Annotated in this window: 26 protein-coding genes and 5 pseudogenes; 13 read left to right on the top strand and 18 right to left on the bottom strand. The window is 59.1% G+C overall.

Annotation, left to right across the window (positions count from 1 at the left end):
• Window positions 1-14 precede the first annotated feature (14 nt).
• Both ASD03_RS35505 and ASD03_RS35500 read right to left on the bottom strand, forming a co-directional pair.
• Window positions 15-506: a tripartite tricarboxylate transporter TctB family protein gene (locus ASD03_RS35505; protein WP_025429027.1), complete on the bottom strand. Its 492-nt coding sequence runs from the start codon at window positions 504-506 to the stop codon at window positions 15-17.
• Window positions 503-1,447, bottom strand: a complete 945-nt coding sequence (locus ASD03_RS35500; RefSeq protein ID WP_057218824.1) for a tripartite tricarboxylate transporter substrate binding protein — start codon at window positions 1,445-1,447, stop codon at window positions 503-505. Before ASD03_RS35500 ends, ASD03_RS35505 begins: the two co-directional genes overlap by 4 nt.
• Window positions 1,448-1,923: 476 nt before the next feature.
• Between ASD03_RS35500 and ASD03_RS35495 the strand changes: the two genes are divergently transcribed.
• Window positions 1,924-2,169, top strand: a complete 246-nt coding sequence (locus tag ASD03_RS35495) for a type II toxin-antitoxin system VapB family antitoxin (RefSeq protein WP_057218820.1) — start codon at window positions 1,924-1,926, stop codon at window positions 2,167-2,169.
• 22 nt (window positions 2,170-2,191) lie between these two features.
• The gene (locus ASD03_RS35490; protein WP_348523290.1) at window positions 2,192-2,605 is read left to right on the top strand and encodes a type II toxin-antitoxin system VapC family toxin; all 414 of its coding nucleotides are present in this window, start codon (window positions 2,192-2,194) and stop codon (window positions 2,603-2,605) included.
• A 238-nt stretch (window positions 2,606-2,843) separates the two neighbouring features.
• On the opposite strand, the gene ASD03_RS35485 is transcribed toward ASD03_RS35490, so the two are convergent.
• The gene (locus tag ASD03_RS35485; protein ID WP_057218815.1) at window positions 2,844-3,641 is read right to left on the bottom strand and encodes an NAD(P)H-dependent oxidoreductase; all 798 of its coding nucleotides are present in this window, start codon (window positions 3,639-3,641) and stop codon (window positions 2,844-2,846) included.
• A gap of 94 nt (window positions 3,642-3,735) precedes the next feature.
• On the opposite strand from ASD03_RS35485, the gene ASD03_RS35480 reads away from it, so the two are divergent.
• Window positions 3,736-4,650 (top strand): LysR family transcriptional regulator, encoded by a 915-nt coding sequence (locus ASD03_RS35480; RefSeq protein WP_057218812.1) that lies wholly within the window; start codon window positions 3,736-3,738, stop codon window positions 4,648-4,650.
• Between the two features lie 84 nt (window positions 4,651-4,734).
• On the opposite strand, the pseudogene ASD03_RS35475 reads toward ASD03_RS35480, so the two are convergent.
• A pseudogene (locus ASD03_RS35475) lies at window positions 4,735-4,950 on the bottom strand (hypothetical protein); the annotation flags it as partial.
• Between the two features lie 263 nt (window positions 4,951-5,213).
• Between ASD03_RS35475 and ASD03_RS35470 the strand changes: the two are divergent.
• Both ASD03_RS35470 and ASD03_RS35465 read left to right on the top strand, forming a co-directional pair.
• Window positions 5,214-5,456: a type II toxin-antitoxin system Phd/YefM family antitoxin gene (locus ASD03_RS35470; protein ID WP_057218808.1), complete on the top strand. Its 243-nt coding sequence runs from the start codon at window positions 5,214-5,216 to the stop codon at window positions 5,454-5,456.
• A complete protein-coding gene (locus tag ASD03_RS35465) occupies window positions 5,456-5,890 on the top strand; it encodes a type II toxin-antitoxin system VapC family toxin (protein WP_057218805.1) in 435 nt (144 codons plus the stop codon). Before ASD03_RS35470 ends, ASD03_RS35465 begins: the two co-directional genes overlap by 1 nt.
• A gap of 214 nt (window positions 5,891-6,104) precedes the next feature.
• Here the strand turns inward: ASD03_RS35465 and ASD03_RS35460 are convergent, their stop codons facing one another.
• Window positions 6,105-7,172 (bottom strand): ABC transporter substrate-binding protein, encoded by a 1,068-nt coding sequence (locus ASD03_RS35460; RefSeq protein WP_057218798.1) that lies wholly within the window; start codon window positions 7,170-7,172, stop codon window positions 6,105-6,107.
• Between the two features lie 77 nt (window positions 7,173-7,249).
• Between ASD03_RS35460 and ASD03_RS35455 the strand changes: the two genes are divergently transcribed.
• From ASD03_RS35455 to ASD03_RS35445, 3 genes are all read left to right on the top strand, one after another.
• Window positions 7,250-7,927: a response regulator transcription factor gene (locus tag ASD03_RS35455; RefSeq protein ID WP_025429021.1), complete on the top strand. Its 678-nt coding sequence runs from the start codon at window positions 7,250-7,252 to the stop codon at window positions 7,925-7,927.
• The gene (locus tag ASD03_RS35450; RefSeq protein ID WP_057218793.1) at window positions 7,924-9,303 is read left to right on the top strand and encodes a sensor histidine kinase; all 1,380 of its coding nucleotides are present in this window, start codon (window positions 7,924-7,926) and stop codon (window positions 9,301-9,303) included. Before ASD03_RS35455 ends, ASD03_RS35450 begins: the two co-directional genes overlap by 4 nt.
• 398 nt (window positions 9,304-9,701) lie before the next feature.
• Window positions 9,702-10,322 (top strand): NUDIX domain-containing protein, encoded by a 621-nt coding sequence (locus ASD03_RS35445; protein ID WP_057219259.1) that lies wholly within the window; start codon window positions 9,702-9,704, stop codon window positions 10,320-10,322.
• Between the two features lie 352 nt (window positions 10,323-10,674).
• Here the strand turns inward: ASD03_RS35445 and ASD03_RS39580 are convergent, their stop codons facing one another.
• From ASD03_RS39580 to ASD03_RS35425, 6 genes and pseudogenes are all read right to left on the bottom strand, one after another.
• Window positions 10,675-10,983 carry a hypothetical protein gene (locus ASD03_RS39580; RefSeq protein ID WP_156408138.1) on the bottom strand — a complete coding sequence of 103 codons (309 nt, stop codon included), beginning with the start codon at window positions 10,981-10,983 and terminating at the stop codon, window positions 10,675-10,677.
• Window positions 10,984-11,009: 26 nt separating this feature from the next.
• A pseudogene (locus tag ASD03_RS41005) lies at window positions 11,010-11,135 on the bottom strand (ABC transporter permease); the annotation flags it as partial.
• A gap of 164 nt (window positions 11,136-11,299) precedes the next feature.
• Window positions 11,300-11,575 (bottom strand): type II toxin-antitoxin system RelE/ParE family toxin, encoded by a 276-nt coding sequence (locus ASD03_RS38570; protein ID WP_082557498.1) that lies wholly within the window; start codon window positions 11,573-11,575, stop codon window positions 11,300-11,302.
• Window positions 11,575-11,835, bottom strand: a complete 261-nt coding sequence (locus ASD03_RS35435; RefSeq protein WP_057218789.1) for a ribbon-helix-helix domain-containing protein — start codon at window positions 11,833-11,835, stop codon at window positions 11,575-11,577. Before ASD03_RS35435 ends, ASD03_RS38570 begins: the two co-directional genes overlap by 1 nt.
• A 621-nt stretch (window positions 11,836-12,456) precedes the next feature.
• Window positions 12,457-12,696, bottom strand: coding sequence for a hypothetical protein (locus ASD03_RS35430; RefSeq protein ID WP_057218786.1), 240 nt, complete (start codon window positions 12,694-12,696; stop codon window positions 12,457-12,459).
• 430 nt (window positions 12,697-13,126) lie between these two features.
• A complete protein-coding gene (locus ASD03_RS35425; protein ID WP_156408137.1) occupies window positions 13,127-13,456 on the bottom strand; it encodes a hypothetical protein in 330 nt (109 codons plus the stop codon).
• A gap of 196 nt (window positions 13,457-13,652) precedes the next feature.
• Here ASD03_RS35425 and ASD03_RS38565 point away from each other — a divergent pair, with 196 nt between their 5' ends.
• A complete protein-coding gene (locus ASD03_RS38565) occupies window positions 13,653-13,925 on the top strand; it encodes a putative metallopeptidase (RefSeq protein WP_348523289.1) in 273 nt (90 codons plus the stop codon).
• 5 nt (window positions 13,926-13,930) lie between these two features.
• Here ASD03_RS38565 and ASD03_RS35415 read toward each other — a convergent pair whose 3' ends face one another.
• Window positions 13,931-14,284 carry a hypothetical protein gene (locus ASD03_RS35415; RefSeq protein ID WP_057218776.1) on the bottom strand — a complete coding sequence of 118 codons (354 nt, stop codon included), beginning with the start codon at window positions 14,282-14,284 and terminating at the stop codon, window positions 13,931-13,933.
• A gap of 162 nt (window positions 14,285-14,446) precedes the next feature.
• Between ASD03_RS35415 and ASD03_RS35410 the strand changes: the two are divergent.
• Together ASD03_RS35410 and ASD03_RS35405 are read left to right on the top strand one after the other, a co-directional pair.
• A pseudogene (locus ASD03_RS35410) lies at window positions 14,447-15,218 on the top strand (phage portal protein); the annotation flags it as partial.
• A gap of 416 nt (window positions 15,219-15,634) precedes the next feature.
• Window positions 15,635-16,011: pseudogene (locus ASD03_RS35405) on the top strand (DUF2213 domain-containing protein); the annotation flags it as partial.
• A 121-nt stretch (window positions 16,012-16,132) separates the two neighbouring features.
• On the opposite strand, the gene ASD03_RS35400 reads toward ASD03_RS35405, so the two are convergent.
• From ASD03_RS35400 to ASD03_RS35385, 4 genes are all read right to left on the bottom strand, one after another.
• Complete coding sequence (locus ASD03_RS35400) at window positions 16,133-17,158, bottom strand: ABC transporter permease (RefSeq protein ID WP_057204556.1); 1,026 nt, start codon at window positions 17,156-17,158, stop codon at window positions 16,133-16,135.
• A gap of 35 nt (window positions 17,159-17,193) precedes the next feature.
• The gene (locus ASD03_RS35395; RefSeq protein WP_057218766.1) at window positions 17,194-18,735 is read right to left on the bottom strand and encodes a sugar ABC transporter ATP-binding protein; all 1,542 of its coding nucleotides are present in this window, start codon (window positions 18,733-18,735) and stop codon (window positions 17,194-17,196) included.
• 163 nt (window positions 18,736-18,898) lie between these two features.
• The gene (locus tag ASD03_RS35390) at window positions 18,899-19,828 is read right to left on the bottom strand and encodes a sugar ABC transporter substrate-binding protein (RefSeq protein WP_057218765.1); all 930 of its coding nucleotides are present in this window, start codon (window positions 19,826-19,828) and stop codon (window positions 18,899-18,901) included.
• Window positions 19,829-20,065: 237 nt separating this feature from the next.
• Window positions 20,066-20,878, bottom strand: coding sequence for a TIM barrel protein (locus ASD03_RS35385; protein ID WP_057218763.1), 813 nt, complete (start codon window positions 20,876-20,878; stop codon window positions 20,066-20,068).
• Between the two features lie 350 nt (window positions 20,879-21,228).
• Between ASD03_RS35385 and ASD03_RS35380 the strand changes: the two genes are divergently transcribed.
• Entirely contained in the window at window positions 21,229-22,278 is a 1,050-nt protein-coding gene (locus ASD03_RS35380) for a capsular biosynthesis protein (protein WP_057218761.1), read from the top strand.
• A 440-nt stretch (window positions 22,279-22,718) separates the two neighbouring features.
• On the opposite strand, the pseudogene ASD03_RS35375 reads toward ASD03_RS35380, so the two are convergent.
• Together ASD03_RS35375 and ASD03_RS35365 are read right to left on the bottom strand one after the other, a co-directional pair.
• Window positions 22,719-23,336, bottom strand: a pseudogene (locus ASD03_RS35375) (IS3 family transposase); the annotation flags it as partial.
• 283 nt (window positions 23,337-23,619) lie between these two features.
• Complete coding sequence (locus ASD03_RS35365; protein ID WP_057218757.1) at window positions 23,620-23,952, bottom strand: hypothetical protein; 333 nt, start codon at window positions 23,950-23,952, stop codon at window positions 23,620-23,622.
• A 208-nt stretch (window positions 23,953-24,160) separates the two neighbouring features.
• Here ASD03_RS35365 and ASD03_RS35360 point away from each other — a divergent pair, with 208 nt between their 5' ends.
• Complete coding sequence (locus ASD03_RS35360; RefSeq protein ID WP_057218755.1) at window positions 24,161-24,364, top strand: hypothetical protein; 204 nt, start codon at window positions 24,161-24,163, stop codon at window positions 24,362-24,364.
• The last annotated feature ends 293 nt before the right edge of the window (window positions 24,365-24,657 follow it).

Genomic DNA, 24,657 nt, shown 5'->3' with positions numbered 1-24,657 from the left:
GGTCTACGGCCCTCTTAGAAGAACAGATGTTCAAGCGGCCCTGCGGGCAGCGACAACTGCAGGAGCTTGGCGAAAATCACCCAGACGGCAAAACAGAGCGCGATACCAACTGGCAGTGAGAACCAGAGCTTGCGCTTGCCAAAGCCGCGTGCGGTGAGCGCAAAGAGAATGCCGGTGGCGATCGAAAAGCCTGCGACGTTCAAGAGCAGCATCTGCGCTGCAAGTCCGGCGACGATCCAGATGACCGGTGAGATTTCCTGGTGCTCGCGCTCGGGAAAATCGTGGCGGAATGCGGCAAAGACAGTCCAGATGGCGAGGGCCGCAAGACAGCAGGCGATCGCATAGGGGACCGTCGTCGGTCCGACCTGGGAGTAACCGGCAGCGCCTGCCAGGCGCGACACGTCCCAGAAAATGAGGCCAGCGATGGCGGCCAGCACGGCCGCGATGAAGAGCGCCGCCCGATCCGGGCGACGCGTTGTGGTCGAAGGGTTGAGCCCCTTGGTCATTTCACCAGTCCAATGTCCTTGAGGACGGTCTCGGTGGCCGAAACGTCCTTGTCGAGCTGGGCGGCGAAAGCGTCACCTGCGAGGTAGCTATCCTGCCAACCCTTGGTCTTCAGGACTTCCTGCCAGCCGGCCGACTTGGCGAGCTTTTCGACGTCGGCCGAAACGGCTGCCTTCTGCTCGTCGGTCAAGCCAGGTGCTGCTGCAACCATGCGCCAGTTTTCAACGACGACATCGAGGCCGGATTCCTTCAGCGTCGGCGCGTCGATGCCGGGGAGGCGTTCTGCGCTCGAGACTGCGATCAGGCGCAGCGTGCCGGCCTTGACCTGGGCTTCGAACTCGCCGTAGCCGGAAATGCCGGCCGTAACCTGGCTGCCGAGGATGGCTGCAAGGGCCTCGCCGCCGCCGGAATAGGCGATGTAGTTGATCTTGGTCGGGTCGACACCGGCTGCCTTGGCAATCAGGCCAACGGCGATGTGGTCGGTACCGCCGGCAGAGCCGCCAGCCCAGGAAACGGCGCCCGGATCCTTCTTGAGGGCTTCGACGAGGTCAGCCATCGTCTTGATCTCGGAAGCGGCCGGAACGACGATCGCTTCATATTCGCCGGTGAGGCGCGCAATCGGGGTGACATCCTTGAGGGTGACCGGCGACTTGTTGGTCAGGATTGCGCCGACCATGACGTAACCGCCAACGATCAGGGCGTTCGGGTTGCCCTTCTGCTGGCTTGCGAACTGGGCGAGGCCGATGGTGCCGCCGGCGCCCGGTACGTTCTGAACCTGAACGTTGCCGGAAATGCCTTCCTGCTGCATTACGGTCTGGAGCGAGCGAGCCGTCTGGTCCCAGCCGCCGCCCGGATTTGCCGGAGCGATGATAGTGTAGTCAGCGGCGTAGGCCGGCAGCGCCATTGCGCCGGCGAGAATGGATGCCAGGAAAAAGTGTTTCAAGGTCAGTCCTCCATGAGGCGCGATTTTCCACGCGCACGTTGTTTCTGCGTGCGAACGGGAAGACGCGACGGTGCCCAAAGGACCCTTGTCGCTGACCGGATTGGTGACTTCCTCCCAGTGCGCAACCGGCGGGCCCGCCTCCACGGGGCGCCAGCGACTGCTAAGCCATCATAGAAAGCTGACATTAAGCTGACATCAAGTCCTCTTTGCGAAAATGAAGCGTAGTGTTTACGGAATCTTAGGCTGTTGCTTGCCACTCGCGGCTCGAATGGGCTCGCCGTGGGGCAGGCGCTCGTGCCGTTTCCGGTTGGTGCGCGAATCGCGAACGTTCGCGGGCCATTTCCCAATTAAGAAACGAGCCCCGACGGCGATGTGGGGCGAGACGCCCAATTCTCTTCGTTTTATAGCGCATTGTAAGCTAACAGTTCTGTCTTGTGTTACTTGAATATTCCTTACTGCGTATTCAGGAGAAGGCCATGGCGCTCTATATTCGTGACAATACAGTCGACGATCTCGCTTCCGAACTCCAGAAGCTGTCCAAGGCTCCTAATAAGACAGAGGCCGTTCGTCGCGCCTTGCAACATGAACTCGATCGGATCCGGGAAGAAGTGCAATTACGCGAGCGCGTCGCGAAAATTCAAGACAAGTTCAGAGCGAATATGGGGTCGAACAAGTCCAAATTTGACATGAAGCACTTCATCGACGAGATGTGGGAACTCTGATGTCTCTGGACGCATCTGTGTCGTGGCGGTGTTGGCTGGCGAGGACGATGCCGGATATCATCTCGCCAAAATCGAGATGTCAAAGACGCCAATCTCCTATTCGTCACTTGCTGTGTTCGAAGCGGTGATCAGCCTGGCACGTATCATTGCCATCTCGCACAACGGCAACCAGGCTCCAACGCCACCGGATATCATCGAACCGGCGCAGGAGAGTGTTGCGCAATTCCTTGAAGCAATCGATGGGCAAGAAATGCCTATCAGCGGATCCCTGCACCGCGCAGCGATTGAGGCGGCACGCAACTATGGTCGCTTTGTCGGCCATCCGCCTCGGCTGAATTCCGGCGATTGTTTCGCTTATGCTTGTGCGAAGTCCCAGCATGTGCCGCTTCTGTTCAAAGGCGATGATTTTTCCAGGACAGATATCGATGTTGCCTGAGATCGCCAGCCGCGACGATCCCAGGCCGTAGACAGCTCACCAATACCTTGTCCTGAGTAGCAGCGAGCGTCCTGACCCCGGCACCATCGCCGGAATGCAACGCGGCGTGTGGTCGTTCGGCGCCACAAGGCTGAGGCCGGAGTTCCGTCCGTCATCCGTTTTCCGATCAGACCCGGAAACGGATGGCGATGATGCGCAAGAGCTGGTGGAGCCGCTTCTGCAAATTTCATCTGAAACGCTACTCGGCTGCATCTTGCCGATCGACGTGGAGGGCGAAGCCGCTGTCACCCGGATTGGCGAGGTCTGGACGGAGCTGAAGGCTCGGGATCAGATAGTCACCACCGTTCTGTCGCCGGTAGGGAATAGGCGGGGTTGTGGCAAGCGTCCGCATCCGCTCACGCAGACGTTCCGCTACATCTACGAAGCCAGCTTCACCGATACGATCGACCCTGTAGGCAACGAAGGGCGGAAGCACATCATATCCCGGGTAGTAAAGGATCCCATGGTTGATGGGAAACAAGAGGTCTTCGATCGGTCCGTTGACCCCGCGGGCCGAGTAGTGTTCCTGCCAGCCGCCGGTGGTGACGATCAGCATCGCTCGCTTGCCCTTGAACGTGCCCTCGCCAAACCGGTCGCCCCAATAAGTGTCGTTGTGTTCGCCGACACCATAGGCAAATCCGTAGGCATAGACCCGATCCACCCAGCCTTTCAGGATGGCTGGCATTGTGTACCACCAGAGCGGAAACTGCAGGATGAGTGTATCCGCCCACAAGAGCTTCTCGTGTTCCTGCTTCACATCCTGTGTCAGGGTCCCGGTCGAGAAGCCCGCTTTCGATGCGCGGCTCGGCTTGAACTGCGTGTCTGCTGCAAGCGAAGGAAAGTCGGCCCGATCGACTTCGGATTTCCAATTGTCGGCATAGAGGTCGGAGACACGGACCTCGTGACCCTGGGCCTCGAGTTCACCGATGGCGACGTCGCGCAGCGCGCCGTTGAGCGAACGCGGTTCTGGATGGGCGAAAACAAGCAAAACTTTCATGGTCAGTATTCCTGTGATGAGAAACCGACCCCAGATGTAGACGACACCCAAGTACTTCACTATAGCTTGGGAATGCATTTGATTGTGCCGAAAAATGGATAAGTCCGACATCACGCTCGAACGCATGCGGACATTCGTGCGCGTTGCTGAGCGAGGCAGCCTGTCAGCCGTTGCGCGGGAGCTCGGGCTCGGGCAGTCGACGGTCACGCGGCATCTGCGCGAACTGGAGGAGGCGCTGGGCGTGCCTCTCATCAGCCGCACGACCCGGCGCGTGACGATGACTGACGAGGGCAACAGGTACTATGCCAACAGTGTCCAAATCCTGCGCCTCGTGGAGCAGGCCGGCGACGAGGCACGCGGCACCCGTGGTGCCTCGGCCGGCACGATCCGGGTCTCCTGCACCGCGGCGCTCGGCGTTTTGCACGCCACGCGACTGATCTTTGCCTTTCAGGAGAAATACCCGGATATCGGTGTCGACCTCAGCCTGACGGACGAGCGCATCGATCTTGTGCGCGAGGGCATCGACATTGCGCTCCGTTTGGGACCGCTGTCAGACAGTTCGATGAAACTGCGGGCACTGGGCCAAAGCCAGCGTCTGCTGGTCGCCGCGCCGGATTATCTCGCCAAGCGAGGGACACCGGTCGTTCCCCGGGATCTATCGGACCATGAGGGCATTCGCATGTCGAATGTGGCGGGCAGCGATATGCTGGAACTTCACGGGAACACCGGTGAGCGGCATATGGTGCCCTTTCACGGGCGTCTCCGGGTTGACCATGGATTGGCGGCCCGCGAGGCGCTCGTCGCCGGCCGCGGCATCGCCCCCGCGCACCGTTGGTTGGTCGACGATCTGCTCGCTGATGGCCGGCTGATGCCCATCCTTCCGGACTATTTTCTGCCGGCCGTGCCCTTGAGCATGCTGATCGTGCCGGAGCGTGCAGGCATTGCCCGGGTGCGGTTGCTTGTTGATTATCTCGCGGAACGGATCGGCGACATTCCGGGTCTGGAGTAACCGGGGTTGCGCTGACACACGGCCGTCCATGGTCGCAGACACGTTTGAGCGATCCCATATTGATCGAGGCCAACGAAACAGATTTCACCGGGTTGAACCGTTGGAGCTAGTGGAGCCGGAGCGGGCGATCAGCCGGGACCGCTTGACCTGATCGAGATAGACCATCAGCCCGGGGCTGACGGGAACCGGCCGCAATTGGGCACCGAGCATTTCCTGCATGGTGTTGGCGGTGTTTTCGCCGGCGACATCCGGGCTGACTGCGGGGATCTGCAATTGCCGCGCCATGATCGTCAGGCCTTCCGGCAGACGCAGCGCCACCGTCGCGAGACCCGTTCCGATCAGGTCTGTGGGTGCGACGGCAACTGGATGAGCATGCCGCCCACTTGTGAAGTGAAATTGCTACCGAGCTGCGCGCTTTGGCCACAAATCTGCAGAGAAAGCACTCATCGGCATTGTATGGTGGCATGGTGCTGTTCAAACACAGGACGTCTAAGTCCTTTGGCTCTTGCTCGGGAGCGTTGATGCGGCTATATGACTACTGTAGTCATTATTTGGAGGCCGACATGAAGGAGATCCAGCTCAAGGATGCCAAGGCAACGCTTTCTGCTGTTGTCGATCAGGCGGTTCAAGGCAATCCTGCGATCATCACCCGGCACGGCAGAAAGGAAGCAGTAGTGCTTTCGTTCTCGGAGTATGAAAAGCTGAAACACGTTCCGAGTTTCGGACGGCTCCTCGCTTCCTATCCAGGTGATGAGGACGATATCCCACTGCGCGGTGACAAGCCGAGCCGGATGATTGATCTCTGATGTTTCTGGTCGATACGAACGTGATATCTGCGCTTGCCCCGTCCAAACGTCAAAGTTCTGAGCAGCTTGTCGAATGGCTCGATAAAGCCAGTTCGCAGCTGTTCCTATCTGTTATTTCGGCGGCTGAGGTTAAATCGGGGATTGCCAAGGCGGAACGAGAAGGTGCGACCACCAAGGCGCAGCGGCTAAAAGATTGGTGGGAAAGCATAGAGTATCTGTATGCGCAGAAGCTGCTGCCGTTCGATCTGCGATGCGCGCATGCAGCCGGGCAGATTCTAGATGATGCTCGTGCCCATCAGCCGGGTTTCGAGGATATTGCGGTAGCTGCCACAGCCCAAGTGCATGGCCTGACTGTTTTGACACGCAATCCGCGTCTTTTTGGACCGTTAGGCGTTCGAGCACTCGATCCCTTCGAGGCACTGCCAGAGTTATAGGGGATGCCTTTTCTTTTGCAGCCCTGCGGCTTTCGTGAATTGACGCAGAAGCGATCTCTCCGACGCTGATGGCAACGGGTCATTTCGGCCGAAGCCGCGCCGAAAGTCCAAGGGTGCCGTCGTCGGCTGCTAGGCACCCAACCTCTCCCGGTGGGCTGCGATCCGCCTGTTCGAGCGGCTGCGTGCCAACGCACGACCGTCCGAAACGCTGGAACTAGTGGAGTCGCAGAACCTCGTTCCAGCGGGCGATCAACCGGGACCGCTTGACCTGATCGAGATAGACCATCAGCCCGGGGCTGACGGGCACCGGACGCAATTGGGCACCGAGCATCTCCTGCATGGTGTTGGCGGTGTTTTCGCCGGCGACATCCGGGCTGACGGCGGGGATCTGCAACTGCCGCGCCATGATCGTCTGGCCCTCCTTGGACATGAAGAATTCCAGATAGCGGCGGCCGAGGTCGGGAGAAGCGGACGCCTGCGGCACGAGGCCGATCCGCGACATCACCACGGTATAGTCCTTGGGCAGGACGATGCCGACATCCGGGTGTCGGGCTGCCCAATCGGCGGCGTAGGAGCCGAGGATGTTGTAGCCGAGCACGAACCGCCCGTCGGCGACCCGCTCCAAAATGGCCTGGCTGGTGGAATAGAGTTTGACGCCGGCAGCGCCCATGGCCTGGATGACATCCCAGATGTCGCCGAACTGCTCCTGGTCGCGCGACATGAAGAGAAAGCCGACGCCGGAGCGCTCGATGTCATAGGTGCCGATCCGGCCGAAGACATCGGCGCCCTGACGCTTGAGGTAGGCGACGAATTCGGCTCGGGTCGAAGGCGGCGCTTCCTTGGTAAAGCTCGGCTTGTGATAGACAAAGACCGCCGGCTCGAAGGTCAGCGCATAGGCGGTATTGCGCCAATTGGCCCAGGTCGGCCAGCGGCCGCTCATCGGCAGGTCGCTGCGCTGGGCATAGCCGTCGTTGCTCAGCTTGACTTGCAGGTCCATCGCAGACGAGAAGGCGAAGTCCGCGGTCTTCAGCCCCGCGTCCGTTTCCTTGACGATCCGGTCGTAGATCTCCCCCGTCAGCATATCCTCGTAGCGCACCGCGACATCCGGATTGGCTTTTTGGAAGCCGAGGATCATCGGTTTGGCGAGAGGCTCGTCGAGTGAAGAATAGACGACCAGCGTCCTAGCGTCAGATGCGCCTGAAAGCGCCGGAAAAATGACCGGTGCAGCCAGAAGCAGCCGGGGACAAAGAACCAAAAAGAGAAAAGAAATCAAGTACCGCATAAATCCACAATGCCTCAGCGCGCCACCGTTCACAAGCAAGGCAACGGCGGATAGAGTGAAGCGGGGAGTGAAGACAGTTGCGCATATTGCTTGTTGAAGACAATCAGGTCCTTGCCGAGGGTCTGTCGGCCATCCTGCGTGGTAGCGGCTATGCCGTTGACGTCGTCAGCGACGGTGCGTCGGCCCATGCGGTTGCCGCGGCCGAGACGTTCGATCTGGTGATCCTCGACCTGAACCTGCCGGAGATGGACGGACTTGATGTGCTCAGAGCGATGCGTGCCCGGCAGAACAGTGCGGCGGTATTGATCCTGACGGCGCGGGGCACGCCGGAGGAGCGGGTGAAGGGGCTCGATCTCGGCGCCGACGATTACATGATCAAGCCGTTCGATATCGGCGAGTTTGAAGCGCGCGTACGCGTGCTGCTTCGCCGCCAGGCGGGATTGCGCGCGTCGACGGTCAGCTACGGCAATGTGTCGCTCGACCTCAATGCACGCAGCTTTTCGTCCGGTGGAGTGCCGATCGAAATCCCGGCCCGGGAGCTCGGGCTCCTCGAACTCCTGTTCATGCGCGCCGGCAAGGTTGTCGCTAAGGAGGCGATCATGCAATCGCTGACCGGCTTTGACGACGATCTGAGCCCGAATGCGATCGAACAATATGTCAGCCGCCTCAGGAAGCGGCTTGCTCCACACGGCCTGACGGTCAGAACGGCGCGCGGTATCGGCTACTATCTCGACAAAGCGGCCGGGCCGGAATGAGGGCGGCGGTCTATTCCCTTCGCCGCAGGCTGCTTGGCTGGCTGTTGATCTCAACCGCCGTCATCGGCGTCGTGGCGCTGACCGACACCTACCGCGAAGCGGTGACAACAGCCAATGTCGTGTCGGACCGCGTTCTCGCCGGTTCGGCCCTCGCCATCGCCGAGCGCGTGGTTGTTGCAGAGGATGGTTCGCTCGAGGTGGACATCCCCTATGTGGCGCTCGAGATGTTGACCTCGGCGGCGCAGGATCGCGTCTTCTACCGTGTCGATGGACCGCCCGGGCAATTCATCACCGGTTACCAGACCCTGCCGTCTCTGGACGAGGTCCCCGGCAGCTCTACGACCTTTGCCGACTCCTCGTTCCGCGGCGAGCCCATTCGGATCGCGGCACTGCGCCGCTCGGCCTCGACAGGCATCAACTCGGTTCCTTTTGTCGTGACGGTTGCCGAGACGACCATCGCGCGCCGACAGCTGGCGCAGACGATTCTCGTTCGCTCCGCCTTGCGCCTCGGCATGATGATCGCCGGTGCCGCGGTCATCGTCTGGATTGCCGTTACCTTCTCGCTACGGCCGCTCTATCGCTTAGGCGATGCGATCGCCGAGCGCAGTCCCGACGATCTGCATCCGATCGGCGAGCGTGTGCCCAACGAAGTCCAGGGCCTAGTCGATACGGTCAATTCGTTCATGGGGCGTCTTCAGTCGGCGCTCGACGCGCTGCGCAATTTTACCGGCAACGCCAGCCATCAGCTGCGCACCCCGCTCGCAATCATCCGAACGCAGCTGGCATTGGCACTGCGTGCAGGCTCGATCGAGGATACCAAGAATGCGGTGAAGACGGCCGACGAGGCCGTGGCGAATGCCGAGCGAATTTTGGCGCAGCTTTTGCTGATGGCGAAGATCGACGCTGCCGGAAAGGATGAGGCGCGAAAACTCGAGCGGATTGACCTGGTCGAGCTGGCACGCGGCATCACCGCTGAACATGTGCCCGCTGCCGGTGACGCCGGCATCGATCTGGGTTTCGACGGCGAGGGCGAAGCCTTCGTTCGTGCAGAGCCTTTGCTGGTCGGCGAGATGCTGAAGAACCTGATCGGCAACGCGCTCCTCTATGCCGGGCGAGGGGCGGAGGTCACGACGCGGGTGAGCGAAAAGGAAGGCGTCGTATCCCTGGAGGTCGAAGACAGTGGACCCGGGATCAGGCCGGAATTGCGCGAGAGCGTGCTCAGGCGGTTTCAGCGCGGTGCCAGCGAAGCGCCTGGAACGGGGCTCGGTCTGCCGATCGTCGAGGAAATTGCTGCCCTCTACGGTGCGCGAACCAGCCTGACCGATGGAGCAGGTGGGCGCGGGCTTAGGGTTGCCATCCTGTTTCCGGCCGGCTGAACAGGGCGGGCCGCTCGGTCCTCATCTGGCGCGCGCAAACAGAGCTGTTCCACCGTTGTAGACCACCGATCCATAGTTCGGTCCTCGATCCGGCAAACGGAACGCATCCATCCCAGGATCTACATCTGCACATCATTCGAGAGCCCCTCCGAAGCTGCGAAGCTAGCTGGCGTTGCGCCATAATCCCGGCCACGAGCAAAGTAGGAGTTATTCACAGCGGTTGGGAGTGCGCGACCTCAAGTTTTTCGGCGCAACGGGCGGTGCTTGGGGAGGCGCGCTGCGGCGGCCTAAGTTCCGGGTTGCACGAAATTACTTGACATTGCACGAAAATGCACGAATTTTGCCTTCAGACAAGGATGGTGATTTCTGCCGACCTTGCCACCATGAAGGAGATCACGATGAGCATTGCGCACCGCGTTCGCGTTGAGGATGTCACCATCCTCTCGGACGACTGGTATGTCCTAAAGAAGACGACGTTTTCCTTCCTGCGCGCCGACGGGAACTGGCAGCGACAGTCGCGTGAGACCTACGACCGGGGAAACGGTGCGACGATCCTTCTCTACGATCCGAAACGCCGCACGGTGATACTCACCCGTCAGTTTCGCTATCCAGCCTTCGTCAACGGTCATGACGACCTTCTCATCGAAGCGCCGGCCGGATTGCTCGATAATGCCGAGCCGGAAGCACGCATCCGCGCAGAAACGGAAGAGGAGACAGGCTTTCGTGTGCGCGATGTACGCCTGGCGTTCGACGCATTCATGAGCCCGGGCTCCGTAACGGAGCGGCTACACTTCTTCGTTGGCGAGTACCAGCCAGGCGACCAGGCTTCGGCGGGCGGTGGCAATGAGGCCGAAGGGGAGGATATTGCCGTCCTGGAAATTGGTATCGACGAGGCGCTTGCGATGGTCGGCTCGGGGGCAATTCGGGATGGAAAAACGATCATGCTGCTGCAGTACGCCGCCTTGAACATCTTCTCCAATCGGACGCCAATCGACGTTGGTGCAGCGAGCCCTTCCTGAGACGGCAGCAGTCACCGGCCGTCGCGGCAGCCTTTGAGCAAAAGTACGACGCAGTCTTCCGTCCGGATTTACGTCCGACCTGGAGCATCAGCCAGCGGCTGCACCTTCATTTGCGGGGCGGAGCAAACCGCAAACTAGGCCAACACCCCGCGCCGGTATTCGGCCTTAGGCTACTGAAAAAGGGGCCGACGCCTTTTCCGGAAGGTCGAGCTGCAAAAGCTGGCGATGAGCGTCGATGGCGTCGCCGTCTTCGACGAGCGCGACACGCTCATGCGCTGGAACTACGTCGCCTGAACGGCCCCAGCATGCCGCTTGCCATAGAGCAAGCCGGACAACGGATTGGAGGTGCGCTTTAGCGGCTGCGCTGGCCGAAGAGGGAAGCTGTTTCGCGGGTCTGGACCCGAAGCATCGCGTTCCAAAGCTGAAGAACGAAACGCGGCTGGAACTGGCTCGCAAGCTTGCGCTGCGACAACATGATAAATCTCCGATAGTTTTGGATGGTTTTGATATAGTCGATCGCGGATGCAGTTGCCAGAGCGGTAGCGCCGTGGCAGCCCTGCACGGCAAGCATATGTCGAAATTCGCTCGCCGCCGCCAAAATACGTCGATGTGGACAATAAAATGCCGGGATGATTTTCATCAACCCGGCCAGTTGGCTCACTGTGAGAATAGATCTTCTTCGGAGGATCAGGCTTTCTTGCGGTTCTTCTGTTGATAGACACCGAGGACGACGGCGGCAACGACGATCAAGCTGTTGGCAATTTCTTGATAGCAGGTGTCGACTCGCAGGAAAGTGAAGCCGGCGTTCATGACATCGAAGATGGGGGGCCGGTGATGCGGTCGGCAAAACCGATCAATCCCATGCGCTATGATGTGTCGAAACGCGGATATGTAACAAGAGTGATTGCGAGCCGGGTCGGAATTTCTGTTCCATCGCGACGTCTATCGTGCAAGTGCGAAGTTGGGCTGGCCTTGGCTCAACGGTCCTCACGGGTATGCCATACGCGCAGAACATAGATGATCGACTGTTGAATCTCGTATCGGATCTCATAATGCCCAACGAGGATTCGGCGGACTTCGCGAGGCGCAAATTCTTCGAGCTTCTCGCCAAGTCGAGGCTGTTCAACTAGGCGTGTCGGTGCAGTCGTCAACGATTGAACCGTGCGTGCAGCGGCTCGCCGATTAACGGGAGCTAGAAATTCGAAAAGGCGCGCGAGATCACCAAGGGCCTTGCTTGTCCATTTAACCTGCATCAGAGCGGAACAGAGAGCGGCTTGTCGTTGTCCAGACTATCGGCCCAGGCTTGCACGGCCTGATGGTCAATAACTTGACCGGCGTCCACGTCCGCGAGCGCCTCAAGTGTGAGCAGGCGTCGTTCATCCTCTTGATCTACCCAGGCAGTGAGTGCCTGCTTGATGATCCAGCCGCGCGAACGTTCCAGCCGGATAGCCAACTGATCTACCCTCTCCGCAAGCGGCAGCGGAACATGCGCTGTCAGTACTTTGGTTTCCATCGAACGCTTCCTGTGTAATCGACCTTAATCATAGTGATTAGATTTGATTAAGTCGAGAGGCTGTGAGTGTCGAATGCACCAACCGACCTCGGACAACTAAATCCGGACAATCCATTGTGATGCACATATTTGGCAATTGCATTGTCGCTCACCTTTCATCAAGGGCCGAGAGCACAGTGCTTGCCGTCCTCCTGATCGCGCCGGTAGCATCATAAATACAAAGACCAACGAGCATCGCCGCAGCCCACTACGATATCTTCTTCAAGGAAGTCGACGAGAGGGGGGCGTTTGGACCATACGTGACGACGCGGGCTTCCCACTTCGACAAACCAGTCCAACGAAGCCGCCATGCCTTTCTAGTCGTCAGAAACGCGGGCTCGGCGCATTCTTGAGACTGTTCCATCCTATCGCGACTTCATGCTACACGACCTTCGAGGTTTTTCGCGATCGTCGGTTGGTAAGGTTGGAAAAGGATGCTGTCAGGGTTGGCATAAACTGGAGCGGTGAGCGTGCGACTGGCTTCGATGTCGCGCCTGCCGACGTTCGCAGAAGGCTTACGTCCGGCCCGTAGAAGAAATGCATCCAAAAATCAGGCGGCCGAAGCCGCCCTTTCTCGTTTCATTATTTGGCGAACATTGTCTTTCCACCAGTCTGCGCTCCGCCCTTGGCCGAGCTCTTCTTGCCAGGGTCGGTGTTCACGTTCTTGGTTGATGCGGCAAGGCCGCGCGACGATCCGAAGGCCAATTCAATCTGGCCGGCGATTTTGACGGTGGACTGCTTTTCAGCTGGCGTCGACGGGACGGCAGCAATGGCGGAAGTCGCAAAAGCGAGCGACGCCAGGGCGGCGATAACTATCTTCATTGGTAGTCTCCTAGGTTCGAACCTCCCGCCAAGGATTGCGGGAGATTTGGCCTAGGACTATTGCCGAGACGGCGACATACGGCAGGTGTCGTATTTCGACCGTTCCGCGATCCGCGACCCCTCCCTCGTCGTTGGCATTGCTATGAGCGCTGAATGATTCGCCGCTCGCAAATGCCTCGTCGCTTTAGACTTTTGACCACGGATGTACTGGCACTGGTTGGTAAGCGATGATGAGGAAGGTCGGTGCGGTTTCGCCCCGGCCTTTTTTCATGGGAATTGATCTCAATTTGTTCCTACTGCGGACGAGCTAATCCAGCTTAGACATGCGCGGTATGTCCTGTGGATGTTCGCTGCTCGTTCTCGCGTTTTACGTGTAGCTTGAAATTGGGCGCGACCAATGACCGCCGCCTATGCGGTAGGGTGGTGGCCTTCAGTTGAGTGTTTCAACCATTTCTCGGGCATCAGAGGCCCAAAGTATTCGGTACCTGGCGTAGGTGATACTGCCAAACGCGATGCCCTCGATAATTCTGGCGCAGGTTTGCTTAATGTAGGGGCGAAACTCTGCCTGCCTCGATGGAAGTGCGCCGGTACGGCTCTCTGTGCAGCGCTCGATCTGGGCCTCACGTGCCTTCGCCGAAGTGCGTAGCTCGGCAGCAATCGCAGCAAATGCAGGCTCCGCCAATGGCGGCCCTTGCTCAGCGGACGCTGGTAGAGGCACCGCGATAAACAAAACGATAGCGAGCGCCAAACCGGTTCTCATGCAGCCTCCAAGTCATTGCCTTCTACCCGTAAAGGTTGGGCAAATACAACTCCAGGAAATTTGTCGGTAGAGCAGCCCGGTAGCTCGCCAGCCTCATAGGTTGGAGATCGCAGGTTCATTCTTTCCAGTGCAGGCGGCGCGCGCCACATGATTTTCGCCTGACGTTCAATTTCATCGGGGGAGCGGTGCGGGTACTTTGCGGCAAGGGCTAGCGCCAGAGCCCGGAGGTTTGCGAGAATGTCTAGGTGCTCGTCGGCTGCTTGCGCCTGGGCGTTTCAGCCGATCGACCGGCCGCCCCGTGTTCGTCATTCGTGGGCACGATGTCGAAGAGTTTGTCGGCATCGTTCGTCGTTATGGGGCAGATGCTGCCGGCGTTCGCGCCATGGTCGATGCAGCCAACCAGAAACCCGAGATCGCCAGAATGCAGATCGCACATGCATGCGGCACCTGCCAGCTTAGGGTCGCGTAGTTCCGTTAGCTGCTGTCAGGCGGGGCAAAGAAGCAGTTCACGTTGTCTTCCGTCGGATGCAGGCAGATATGATATCGCCCATCGCCCGAGGGAATCTCATCGCCATACGGGATGAAGAACATGTGTGGCCTTGTCGCGAGGTGGTGGTCGCCCGCATGCAAGAAGACAGAAAAACCACGAGCTCCTCGCATTATGTCCGGAGCGGGAATGGCTTCACAATCTCCACCTACCTCATGAGCCTTGCAGCACGCCGGAGGATAGGTCCAGCCCGTCATCGTCTGGTGAGCGTCGGTCCGAACTACGCCGACTGAGATTGCTGCAAGTGTCATCAGGGGTACGGTTGATGTGGCGAATGTCATTGTGCACCTCCTTGGAGGCAGCCCTTCGAAAACGCCGAGAGGTTGCTTGCTGGTTGGCAAGAACGATTTGTCTGGCCGATGCTTAGATGCGTTCAGCGGCCCGGACACCGCCCGTTGCCAGCATACTCCTCGCTCCTTGGCGTGGAACCTGAATTATGCCTGGGCGACAGCGTGCTCTTGTCTGTCGTCGAGGCCATCAAGCAGGCCGATGGTACCGCGGCGAACATCGCCAGCTTGGTGTTCGAAGCTAAGGTCAACATCATCCAGCTGCCGGATTTCATGCAGAACATTGGCAACGCCGAGTACCGCGCGAAGATCCTTGAGCGCTACACGCTCGCCGCCACGGCCAAGGGCATCAACGGCGACCTGTTGCTCGACAAGGAAGAGGAGTTCGAGCAGAAGACGGCCAGTTTTGCCACTCTACCGGAAGTCCTCATGGCGTTCCTGCAGATCGTTTCGGGCGCAGCCGACATCCCGGCGACCCGGCTTCTCGGCCAGCCACCGGCTGGCATGAACGCCACCGGCGAAAGCGACCTGTGCAACTATTACGATCGCCTGCAGGCCATGCAGGAAGTCGAGATGACCCCGGCCATGATGCAGCTCGACGAGTGTATCATCCGCAGCGGTACCGGCTCACGCGACGCCGACATCTACTATGAGTGGGCGCCCCTCTGGGGAATGTCTGAGAAGGAAAAGGCCGACGTCGTTCAAAACGAAAGCCGACGCTGCGCGCCAGTTGGTGGGTACTTCGCCGGGTCAGGAAATTATTCCCCGCGAAGCTGTGTCCGACGCTCTGGTCAACGCGCTCGTCGAGGATGGATCGTTGCCTGGGCTCGATGCGGCGATCGAGGAATATGGCAAGCTGAGCGAGCAGGAGCCCTCCGAAGACGAGCATGCGGCCGCAGCAGCCGCACAGTCAAGTCAGGAGCGATGAACCCGAGCGGCTCATCAAGAGGCCGAGAATATCACCATAAAAAGTGCCGCCCAGAGTAAGGCCGACAACTCGGCCGCCAACAGAAACCCAAACGTGGTGTCGCTCATGCAATCCTCCGTAGGCAACCTCCATTGCCGGGAGGAACTATAGGGGAGGGACGGCGATCCCGCTACTCATTAAGACGCAAGCAGCGAGTAAATCAGAACGCCGACAGAACCCCAGAAGCCAACCATTACCAGCGCCATCGCGGCAACCAGAACCTTTGTCACTACAAAACTCCACGACTGTTGTACGGGTCCAAAACCTAGCCCAGCGCTGAAATTTTTGTATCGGACCATGGTCTGATCTCGCTGCTTTCGTTGACGGTGTGTCGAACCGCCATCGCCGCAGGTGGCTTTTCTTTTGAGGCACTAGTCATGAAATTCACAGACACAGAACCGATCGCGGGCATGCGACGGACCGCCGACGGCTACCTTGTCGCCGAGGTCCGCACTGCTCGCACTGGCATCCAGGACTACGCCGGCCATGAGGTCGGCAAACCCGATATGCCGGTCGTGAAGGTCTATCGGTCCGCAGACCAGGTTTTCGCATGCGACGGCCTTGGCTCCTATGCCCGCAAGCCGGTGACGAACATTCACCTTGACGAAGCGGTCAGCGCCGCCAACTGGAAGGACTGGCCGTCGGCCAGATCTGTGACGAGGCCGCCCGCGACGGCGAGTTCGTTCGCATACCGCTGATCGTGATGGATGCCGCGGCAATCAAGGCCGTCGACGAGGGAAAGCGCCAAACGAGCGATTGCCGGTGTCCCGGTCCGGCGCACAGTTTGCGCTCAGCTGCTTGAATAAAAGAAGCCGGGATGATTTTCATCACCCCGGCCAGTTGGCTCACTGGGAGAACAGGTCTTCTTTGGAGGATCAGGCTTTCTTGCGGTTCTTCTGTCGATAGACGTCGATGACGACGGCGGCGACGATGATCAGGCCCTTGACGATTTCCTGATAGTAAGCGTCGACCCTGAGGAAGGTGAAGCCGGAGGTCATGACGCCGAGAATGATGGTGCCGATCACGGTACCGGTGATGCGTCCGACGCCACCGGTCAGCGATGTACCGCCGATGACGGTCGCGGCGATCGCGTCGAGTTCGTACATCACTCCCATGCCGGCCTGCGCCGTCTGAGCGCGGGCTGCGGTGACGACGCCAGCAAGGCCTGCCAGCATGCCGGCAATGGCATAGACCTTGATCAGATGCGCCTCGACATTGATACCCGAGACGCGGGCTGCCTGAACATTGGCGCCGATCGCGTAGGTGAACTTGCCGTAGCGGGTGTAGCGAAGGGCAATGTGGAAGATGATCGCAACGACCAGGAAGACGATGACGGGCCAGATGCCGGTGCCGATGAAATTGAACTGCTCGGTGAGGCCCGAAACCGGCTGACCCTTCGTGTACCACTTGGAGATCCCGCGTGCCGAGACCATCATGCCGAGCGTGGCGATGAAGGGCGGGATCTTCGTTCTGGCGATCAACTGACCGTTGATGACACCAGCAAGCAGGCCGACGCCGATGCCGAGCCCGATCGGCACGATGGCCGGCAGGTCTGTCAGCGACGGATAAAGCGCACGCGGCCAGGTGGAGGCCTGCGCGACACTTGCCGAGAACATCGCGGTCATGCCGACAACGGAGCCGGAGGACAGATCAATGCCGCCGGTGATGATCACCTGGGTCACGCCGACGGCGATGATGCCGATAACGGCAACCTGCAGGATCATGATCGTCAGGCGCTGCGGGTTCATGAGGAAGCTCTGCCCGACGAAGATCCAGCCAAGGATTTCGTAGACAAGCGCGATGCCGATCAGCACCAGGAAGATGCTGAATTCGGGCGGCATCCGACGCTTCGCACCCGGAAGGGCCGAGCCGGTGCCTTGTGCTGCGACATTGGTTTCCATTGTTCGTTCCTCCCTGTGGTCCGTTCGGTTCGCGCTCAGCTGGCGGCGAGTTCCATGACCTTGATCTGGGTTGCTTCGGCTCGGTCGAGGATGCCTGTGACGCGCCCTTCATGCATGACCATGATGCGATCGCTCATGCCCAGCACCTCCGGCATTTCCGAAGAAATCATGATGACGGCAACGCCGTTGCGGGCGAGTTCGGTGACGAGGCGATGGATCTCTGCCTTGGCCCCGACGTCGATGCCGCGCGTCGGCTCGTCGAGGATCAGGATGCGCGGGTTGGTCAGCAGCCAACGGCCGATCAGCACCTTTTGCTGATTGCCACCGGACAGGTTCTCGATCCGCTCCTGCAGATTGGGCGTCTTGACCCGAAGCTTGCGGCTCATCTCCTCGCAAGCCGCGGTGATGTCCTTTTCCGCGACAAAGCCGGCCTTGACGAAACGGTCCTGGAGAACGGCGATCTGCATGTTTTCAAGCACGTCAAGGATCAGCAGACAGCCAGTGTCCTTGCGGTCTTCCGTCAGGAACGCCATGCGGTTGCGGATGGCGGTGTTGGGGCTATCGATCGAAACGGTCTTGCCGTCGATGGCGATGGTGCCGGAACTCGCAGGCGTTACGCCAAAGAGCGTCTCGGCGACATTCGAGCGGCCGGAGCCGACCAGTCCGGCGATCCCCAGGATTTCGCCGGCACGCACGTCGAAAGAAACGTCGCGGAACACGCCGTCAAGCGTCAGATTATTGACCGAAAGCATGACGTCGCCGATCGGCACCTCTTCCTTCGGGAACATCTGGGTGATTTCGCGACCGACCATCATGCGAATGATGTCATCGCGGGTGACTTCGCTTGAAGCATGCGTGCCGATATATTTGCCGTCACGGAAGACCGAGAACTCGTCGGCAATCTCAAAGAGCTCGTTCATCTTGTGGGTGATGTAGACGATGCCGATGCCCTGTGAACGCAGATCGCGGATGATCTCGAACAGGTGCGCGACCTCGCGCTCCGTCAAAGCCGAGGTAGGCTCATCCATGATCAGCACGTCGGATTCGTAGGAGACCGCCTTGGCGATCTCGACCATCTGGCGGTTGGCAACCGAGAGGTGTCGGACCTCGATTTCAGGGTCGAGCTTGATCTTCAGGCGATCGAACAGCCGGGCGGTAATGCGCCGCATCTCGCCATGATCGACAAAGCCGAAGCGGTTTTTCGGTTCGCGCCGGATCCAGATGTTTTCGGCGACGGTCATGAACGGCATCAGGTTCAGTTCCTGATGGATCATGGCGATACCGTTTTCGAGCGCATCCAGCGGCGACTTCAGCCTGATGTCGGCGCCCTTCAACCGCACCTCACCCTTATCGGGCGTATAGATCCCGGCAAGGATCTTCATCAACGTCGATTTGCCGGCGCCGTTCTCACCCATCAGCGCATGGACGGTGCCGCGCCTCAGGCGGAAGGACACGTCATCGAGCGCGACGACACCCGGAAATTCCTTGCGAATGCCTTCAACGTTGAGAAGGTATTCGGCGTTGGGTACGGCGCCGCTGGCGCGCACGGCGGCCATCGTTGTCGGACTGAGCGTCATTGTCATTGCCTCCCCGTCAATTCCGGCTTTCGCGGAAAAGTCCTCGCAGCTGGTGGGTCAACCAGCCATTCTCCTCGCAGGCGCCAATCTACAGGATCAGCGCACCTGCCGCGGGACTGTTTTGGTTGGGAGCGCGAGATAGCCCGCGCTCCCAATGCAAGTATCAGTTCTTCGCCTGATAGCTGGCCATGTTTTCCTTCGTGACAAGTTCGAAGGGGATGTAGACCTTCTTCTCGACCGGCTCGCCCTTGGCGAGTTTGAGGGCTGCATCGACAGAGCCCTTGCCCTGGCCGGCGGCGTTCTGGAACACTGTCACGTCGAGGTCACCTGCGGCCAGGGCTGCAAGCGCATCCTGTGTCGCGTCGATGCCGCCGATGACGACGCTGTCCATCGGACGGCCAGCAGCCTTCAGCGCCTGGATCGCGCCGATCGCCATTTCGTCGTTGTTGGAAATCACGGCGTCAAACTCAAGGCCGGCAGAAAGCCAGTTGGTGAGCAGGTCCGACCCTTGTGTGCGCGACCAGTTGGCGGTCTGCTCCTCGACGATCTCGATGCCCTTGCAGGCTTCGGTCGCGAGCACGTCATGGATGTCCTTTGTACGCATGCGGGCAGCCTGGTTGGAAAGCTCCCCCATCATGACGACGGCCTTGCCCTTGCCGCCGAGCATCTTGCAGATTTCCTGGGTCTGCAGCGTGCCGGATTCCTGTTCGTTGGAAGCGACGAAGGCCTGCTTTTCCGGCAGGGTGTCGACGTTGACAGGCTCGCGGTTGACGTAGACGAGCGGAATGCCCGCGTCAGCGGCGATCTTCGACATCGCGGCCGTTGCGTCGGTATCAACAGGGTTGACGATGATGGCGCTGACGCCGGCTGCGATGAAGTTCTGGATCTGGCTCTGCTGCTTCGAAACGTCGTTCTGTGCGTCTTCGATCTGCAGGTCGACGCCGTCGAGCGTCTTGGCGTAGTCGGACATGCCATTGCGCAGGACCGTCAGGAAGTTGTCGTCGAACTGCGCCATGGAAACGCCGATGGTTTCGGCATGGGCCGCCGTCGACATCATCACCGCCATGGCTGTACCCAGCAGGAATTTCTTCATTGTCTTTCTCCTCCACATTTGGTGCCCGGCCACACCTTCTCCAGCCGGAAACGCTGACCACATCGGGTCGCGCCCATCTCTGATTGGAAGCGGTACTCCCGCTGCGCTCCAATCAAAACGGAATAAAAGAACCAGTGATTTGCAATTACGGAATATGTATTCCATTTTATGCGGGCGCCGTCAAGGGTGTCTTTCGACGCCTCGCTTCGTTTTGCAATGCTCTGTCGGCTTTGCCGGTCAGGTATTGGCTTCGATGTAAGTCATGCTGGTCTTGAGGGCGGCTGCCGGATCGGCGACGCCATGGACTTCATCGGCAAAAGGTTCGAACGAGAAGGGGCCGGAATAACCTGCAGCCTTCAGGCGGCGGATCTGCCCGACATTGTCGAGGGTGTCGTTCCCGTCGACCAGAACGCGATGCGAATCGCGCAGATCGGCGATCGCCATGCCGCTGTCAGTGACCCCCGAAATATGAACGAGGCCGGTCATCTCGGGATAGATTGCCGGCTCGCCAGCGAGATGGTGATGGAAGGTGTCGTGCACGACGCGGAACGTAGTCTCGCCGCCGACCGCTTTTATACCGTCAACCGCTTCCGTTTTAGAGCGAAGCGAGCAGATCTCGAAGCCGAGCGGCTCGACAAGGCCGATGATGCCGGCCGCATCGAGCATCGGTTTCAGTGCCGAAAGAGCTTCCTTAAGATTGGCCTGCCGTTCACCGTCGGCCTGACCGCTGCCGTCATTAACAGGAACAAGAACGAGCGCCTTTGCTCCGCAGTCCCTGGCATAGGAAATCAGGTGCGCGGCCTCCGCGGTCCGTGTGTCGTTCCATTCGTTGAAACGCTGCAGAGCGTTGATCGAGATAATGGTCAACCCATGTAATGCTGCCAGTGCCGCAACGTCTTTTGCGGGTGTGCCATCCAGGATGGCATTGCCGGTCAGGTCGTTGCGGATTTCGACGGCAGTCATGCCGAGCGAACGCGCAAGTGCAAAGAAAGCGTCGAGCGGCAGGCCGGGCGTTGTCATGTGATTAAGCGCGAAGGGTAGGGTGGTCATGGGAATGTCTCCTCCAGGTGTGGTTTGTCGGTAGCTATAAATGGAACGTTCATTCCATTTATAGCTACCCGTGCAAATCACCAATGGCTAGGAGGTAGTTGACGCGTGTCCGGTCAAAGCACTTGCATTGTTGCAAGATTGTCTTTTCCAGATGATGGAATCCAATCAGATTCCAGGTGGCCTCAGTGCAGATCTACCGTCCGCGTGCTACTGCAATCGAGCTCTTGCTCGGTTGGCCTGGATCGAGAAAGCTGTCTTCAACCGCCCGACGTATCGCAAGTTCGGTTTGCATTTGCCTTTGCAAGGTGATTTCTGGCGGAGCGCGCCGTGATGGCCGGCAGAGTGAGAATATGGACGTGCTCGACAATCCCGCACCAACCGCGACGCAAGTCCGACCCTGGCACCCGAAATGGGGGGCAAGGCTCGGGGCGACATATTTCGTGCACAAGGCGTTCCCTTGGTTGGGTCACTATTTCGGCGATTCACCGCTTCGCTCGACGCTTGCCCCCAGGCTCGATGGTATCGTTTCCTGGGGCGGGCGGCTGCCAGCAAAGACAGCAATGCGAATTGCGCGATTGCGCAAGCTTCCGCATTGGCATCTCGAGGATGGCTTCCTGCGCTCCGTCGGTCTCGGTAAGGATGGAAGTGTCCCGATCTCGATTATCGTCGATGATAAAGCACTGCCGGTCGATGCCGGTCGCATCTCTCGATTGGAATTGCTGATCCGCGATGCGGCTGGCGGCTTAACGCATGATGTTGGTGCCCCGATCCGCCAAGCCCTGGTGGCGCACAAGCTGTCGAAATACAATAGCCTCCCTCACAGCGAGCCTCGTCTCGACCCGTCGACGCGGCGCAGGATCCTGCTGGTCGATCAGGTGTTTGGGGATGTTTCCGTAGAAAAGGCGTTAGGCTCGCCTTCCTCCTTTGACCGCATGTTGGATGATGCGCTTGCAAGCGGTGCGCAGATTGTCGTTCGAACGCATCCGGACGTTATTGCCGGTCATCGCAAGGGCTATATGACCGAACGGGCATCGAAGTTGCCAGGCGTAACGCTGATGGCTGACAAGGTATCTGCCGCGGCCATTCTCGCCGTCGTCGATGAGGTCTGGACCGTCTCTAGCCAAATGGGCTTCGACGCGCTTCTGCGTGGCCTTCCCGTTCGTTGTTATGCGACCCCATTTTATGCGGGCTGGGGACTGACAGAAGACCACGTGGAAGATCGTGCCCAACTGGCCCATGCGAGACGGTCAATTGCGCGACCGACCCTCGATCAGCTTACTTTCGCAGCGTTTGGCCTCTACCCCGTCTATCGTCATCCAAAGACATGGGCGATGTTGGAGCCGCTCCAGGCAATCGATTATCTGGTCGAAGAAATCGCCACAACTGGACGGAATGCCTGATTTTTTATTGGCCACGTTCTCTTAATCAGCGGGTCCACCGTTCGATCCCGTGATCACCCGCCGAATTTCCTCAATGAAACAATGTGTTACGCTGGTTGCTTCAATCAGAAGCTGAAACACGAGGACCCTGCTAGATCACCAATAGAGCGTTTCCCTGACTGATTGTATCATTTGGGCTTTGCAAATCAGATGGGTTCTGATTCAAACTGTTGCGTAATCAGAGCCTAATCGATCCGCTTACCGGAGATGACCTGCCACTGAACTTTCATCCGGCTGCGATTAGAGCCTCGGCGGCTTTTGAACCGCCCCAAGTTTCTGGACCAGCGGAGGGTAGAGTTTTTCGGCCTGTTGAATACGCCAAATGGCGCGGTGTCAGCAACCGGCGGAAACGCGAAGCTTTCATCTCGCGCAGCGTTGGAGCCGGTTGCGGCGATGATCCCGGCATAGTCTGCCGGGGTCTGGTATCCGAGCGATGAGTGCGGCCGGAAATTATTGTAATCATCCGCCCATTCAGCAATGGCGCTTCGGGCATGTTCGAGACCGAAGAACAGGCTCTCGTTGAGCAACTCGTCGCGCATACGTCCGTTGAAACTCTCGACATAGCCAGTCTGCATCGGTCTTCCCGGCGCGATGTAGTGCCACTCGACCTTGTGATCCTTCGACCAGGCAAGGATGGCATTCGAAGTGAGTTCGGTGCCATTGTCGGAGACGATCATTCCGGGCTTGCCTCGCCGTTCGACCAGCGTCGTCAGCTCGCGAGCAACACGACGGCCGGAGATCGACGTGTCCGGTATCGCTGCCAGGCATTCGCGCGTCACGTCATCAACGACATTGAGGACCCGGAATCGTCTGCCGCAGGCGAACTGGTCGTGGACGAAATCCAGCGACCAGCGGGCATTGGCTTTCGCCTCGACCAGGATCGGTGCACGCGTGCCGACGGCACGCCGCCGGGCTTTTCGCTTGCGAACGGAAAGCCCTTCCTCGCGATAGAGCCGGTAGATGCGATTGACGCCGGACGGCTCTCCATCCCGCCGAAGCAGGATGAACAGCCGACGGTAGCACGACGGCCGCCAAATGATCGGTTATACTCAATGGTGTGGAATCCCAGACGCCAGGTCGTGGCAGACAATTCCGCCAAGCAATGAATTACCCGACGACGTGAGCGTCGCCATTGTGGCTGCACGGAACGACGACGGCAAACTCCTAATTGCTCCTGCGTACCGAGGTGCCGACAAGAATTGGCAACTCGACTATGGCCGCGAAATGGTTGGCTTCACCGACTGGTGCGCAGTTCCGGAGTGACGCTAGCTCACCGAAATCGCGCTTGGAGCTGATCAGCCTTTACGGCTGGTCGGCGCGCCAACGGCGGCCCTCTCTAAAACCGAAGTTGCTGAAATGGTGCCTGGCTTCCTCTTTCTTCCGGTCGCCGGATAGGTTTTCGGCCACGTCGGGATTCAGCTTTAGGTATTCGTCGGCGGAGAAGCCGTCAAAGCCGGGAAACCTGCCTTCAAAGATTCCGTGAACCCGATAGTGCTCAAAACCGGAGGGGATTCCCCTGGACTTGATCGCGGCAAAGACGTCCTCATGAAATCTGATGTAGTCGATCTCGTTGAAAAGTTGGAGCGCGAAGAGCGGATCGGGATTCCGTTTCTTGGCTTTCTTGAAAAGGGCCATAACTCAATCCTTAGATGAATGAATGCGTCTTATCGTTAAAATTGAGGGGTTTCTAGAGTCCTTTTATGAAGATTTTTTGTCGGATCTCCACCCCGGCGTGCGGAGTTGCAGCAGTGGCCGGTCGTTGCGTTCGAGTGACCCCATCGAGTGGATGAAACTTCATCGGCGCCCATGCGTTCCCCAATAACGGCGAAAGCGAGGTTTCGAAATGTCTATCCATATGCGAGATATCGGCGAGGCTGTACTTGGGTTGTTCCATTTGCACCATGCTGAAGAGCCCCAGCTCAACGAAGACCAGCGTTTACTTATCCAGGCTTATAGATCGGGGCAGGTGCAAGAGGCCGCGTGGCAGGAGCATCTTGAACTTGATCCGGAACTCGCGCGCTACTGGCTAAGCTACACGAGGCATTGAAAAAAAAATGTCGACGATTAGATTGCGTGCGTCTGTGAATTCGAACGCTCAGACGGGGCCTCTTACCTATTCGTAGGAGAAGGGCCCTTTTTGCATCTCAGAGTGCCCTAGTCACGACCTGCGTCGCGACCGCGACCAGTAGACCCGCCAACGCCACGGCGGTCCCGCATCTGACCACCTTCATCCGGCGCCAGCGCGCGCCATCCCAATCATAGCCCATCTGCCCGCTCCAACGGTTTCGTACCGTTGCGGTGATGATCGGCGATGTCCTTTAACAAAGAGGAAAGGTCAAG

The sequence above is a fragment of the Ensifer sp. Root127 genome (assembly GCF_001425225.1).
Classification (GTDB): domain Bacteria; phylum Pseudomonadota; class Alphaproteobacteria; order Rhizobiales; family Rhizobiaceae; genus Ensifer; species Ensifer canadensis.
The sequence above is the reverse complement of the archived record's forward strand: the minus strand, read 5'-3'. Positions and strand labels throughout refer to the sequence as shown.

Bases quoted from the DNA above. Each gene is read 5' to 3' on its own strand.
- ASD03_RS35460 (WP_057218798.1), bottom strand. From the start codon at position 7,172: ATGCGGTACTTGATTTCTTTTCTCTTTTTGGTTCTTTGTCCCCGGCTG.
- ASD03_RS35480 (WP_057218812.1), top strand. From the start codon at position 3,736: ATGGATAAGTCCGACATCACGCTCGAACGCATGCGGACATTCGTGCGC.
- ASD03_RS38570 (WP_082557498.1), bottom strand. From the start codon at position 11,575: ATGCAGGTTAAATGGACAAGCAAGGCCCTTGGTGATCTCGCGCGCCTT.
- ASD03_RS35400 (WP_057204556.1), bottom strand. From the start codon at position 17,158: ATGGAAACCAATGTCGCAGCACAAGGCACCGGCTCGGCCCTTCCGGGT.
- ASD03_RS35390 (WP_057218765.1), bottom strand. From the start codon at position 19,828: ATGAAGAAATTCCTGCTGGGTACAGCCATGGCGGTGATGATGTCGACG.
- ASD03_RS35465 (WP_057218805.1), top strand. From the start codon at position 5,456: ATGTTTCTGGTCGATACGAACGTGATATCTGCGCTTGCCCCGTCCAAA.
- ASD03_RS35395 (WP_057218766.1), bottom strand. From the start codon at position 18,735: ATGACGCTCAGTCCGACAACGATGGCCGCCGTGCGCGCCAGCGGCGCC.
- ASD03_RS35450 (WP_057218793.1), top strand. From the start codon at position 7,924: ATGAGGGCGGCGGTCTATTCCCTTCGCCGCAGGCTGCTTGGCTGGCTG.
- ASD03_RS35380 (WP_057218761.1), top strand. From the start codon at position 21,229: ATGGACGTGCTCGACAATCCCGCACCAACCGCGACGCAAGTCCGACCC.
- ASD03_RS35495 (WP_057218820.1), top strand. From the start codon at position 1,924: ATGGCGCTCTATATTCGTGACAATACAGTCGACGATCTCGCTTCCGAA.
- ASD03_RS35435 (WP_057218789.1), bottom strand. From the start codon at position 11,835: ATGGAAACCAAAGTACTGACAGCGCATGTTCCGCTGCCGCTTGCGGAG.
- ASD03_RS35360 (WP_057218755.1), top strand. From the start codon at position 24,161: ATGTCTATCCATATGCGAGATATCGGCGAGGCTGTACTTGGGTTGTTC.
- ASD03_RS35415 (WP_057218776.1), bottom strand. From the start codon at position 14,284: ATGACATTCGCCACATCAACCGTACCCCTGATGACACTTGCAGCAATC.
- ASD03_RS35445 (WP_057219259.1), top strand. From the start codon at position 9,702: ATGAGCATTGCGCACCGCGTTCGCGTTGAGGATGTCACCATCCTCTCG.
- ASD03_RS35470 (WP_057218808.1), top strand. From the start codon at position 5,214: ATGAAGGAGATCCAGCTCAAGGATGCCAAGGCAACGCTTTCTGCTGTT.
- ASD03_RS35385 (WP_057218763.1), bottom strand. From the start codon at position 20,878: ATGACCACCCTACCCTTCGCGCTTAATCACATGACAACGCCCGGCCTG.
- ASD03_RS35505 (WP_025429027.1), bottom strand. From the start codon at position 506: ATGACCAAGGGGCTCAACCCTTCGACCACAACGCGTCGCCCGGATCGG.
- ASD03_RS35365 (WP_057218757.1), bottom strand. From the start codon at position 23,952: ATGGCCCTTTTCAAGAAAGCCAAGAAACGGAATCCCGATCCGCTCTTC.
- ASD03_RS35430 (WP_057218786.1), bottom strand. From the start codon at position 12,696: ATGAAGATAGTTATCGCCGCCCTGGCGTCGCTCGCTTTTGCGACTTCC.
- ASD03_RS35485 (WP_057218815.1), bottom strand. From the start codon at position 3,641: ATGAAAGTTTTGCTTGTTTTCGCCCATCCAGAACCGCGTTCGCTCAAC.
- ASD03_RS35425 (WP_156408137.1), bottom strand. From the start codon at position 13,456: ATGAGAACCGGTTTGGCGCTCGCTATCGTTTTGTTTATCGCGGTGCCT.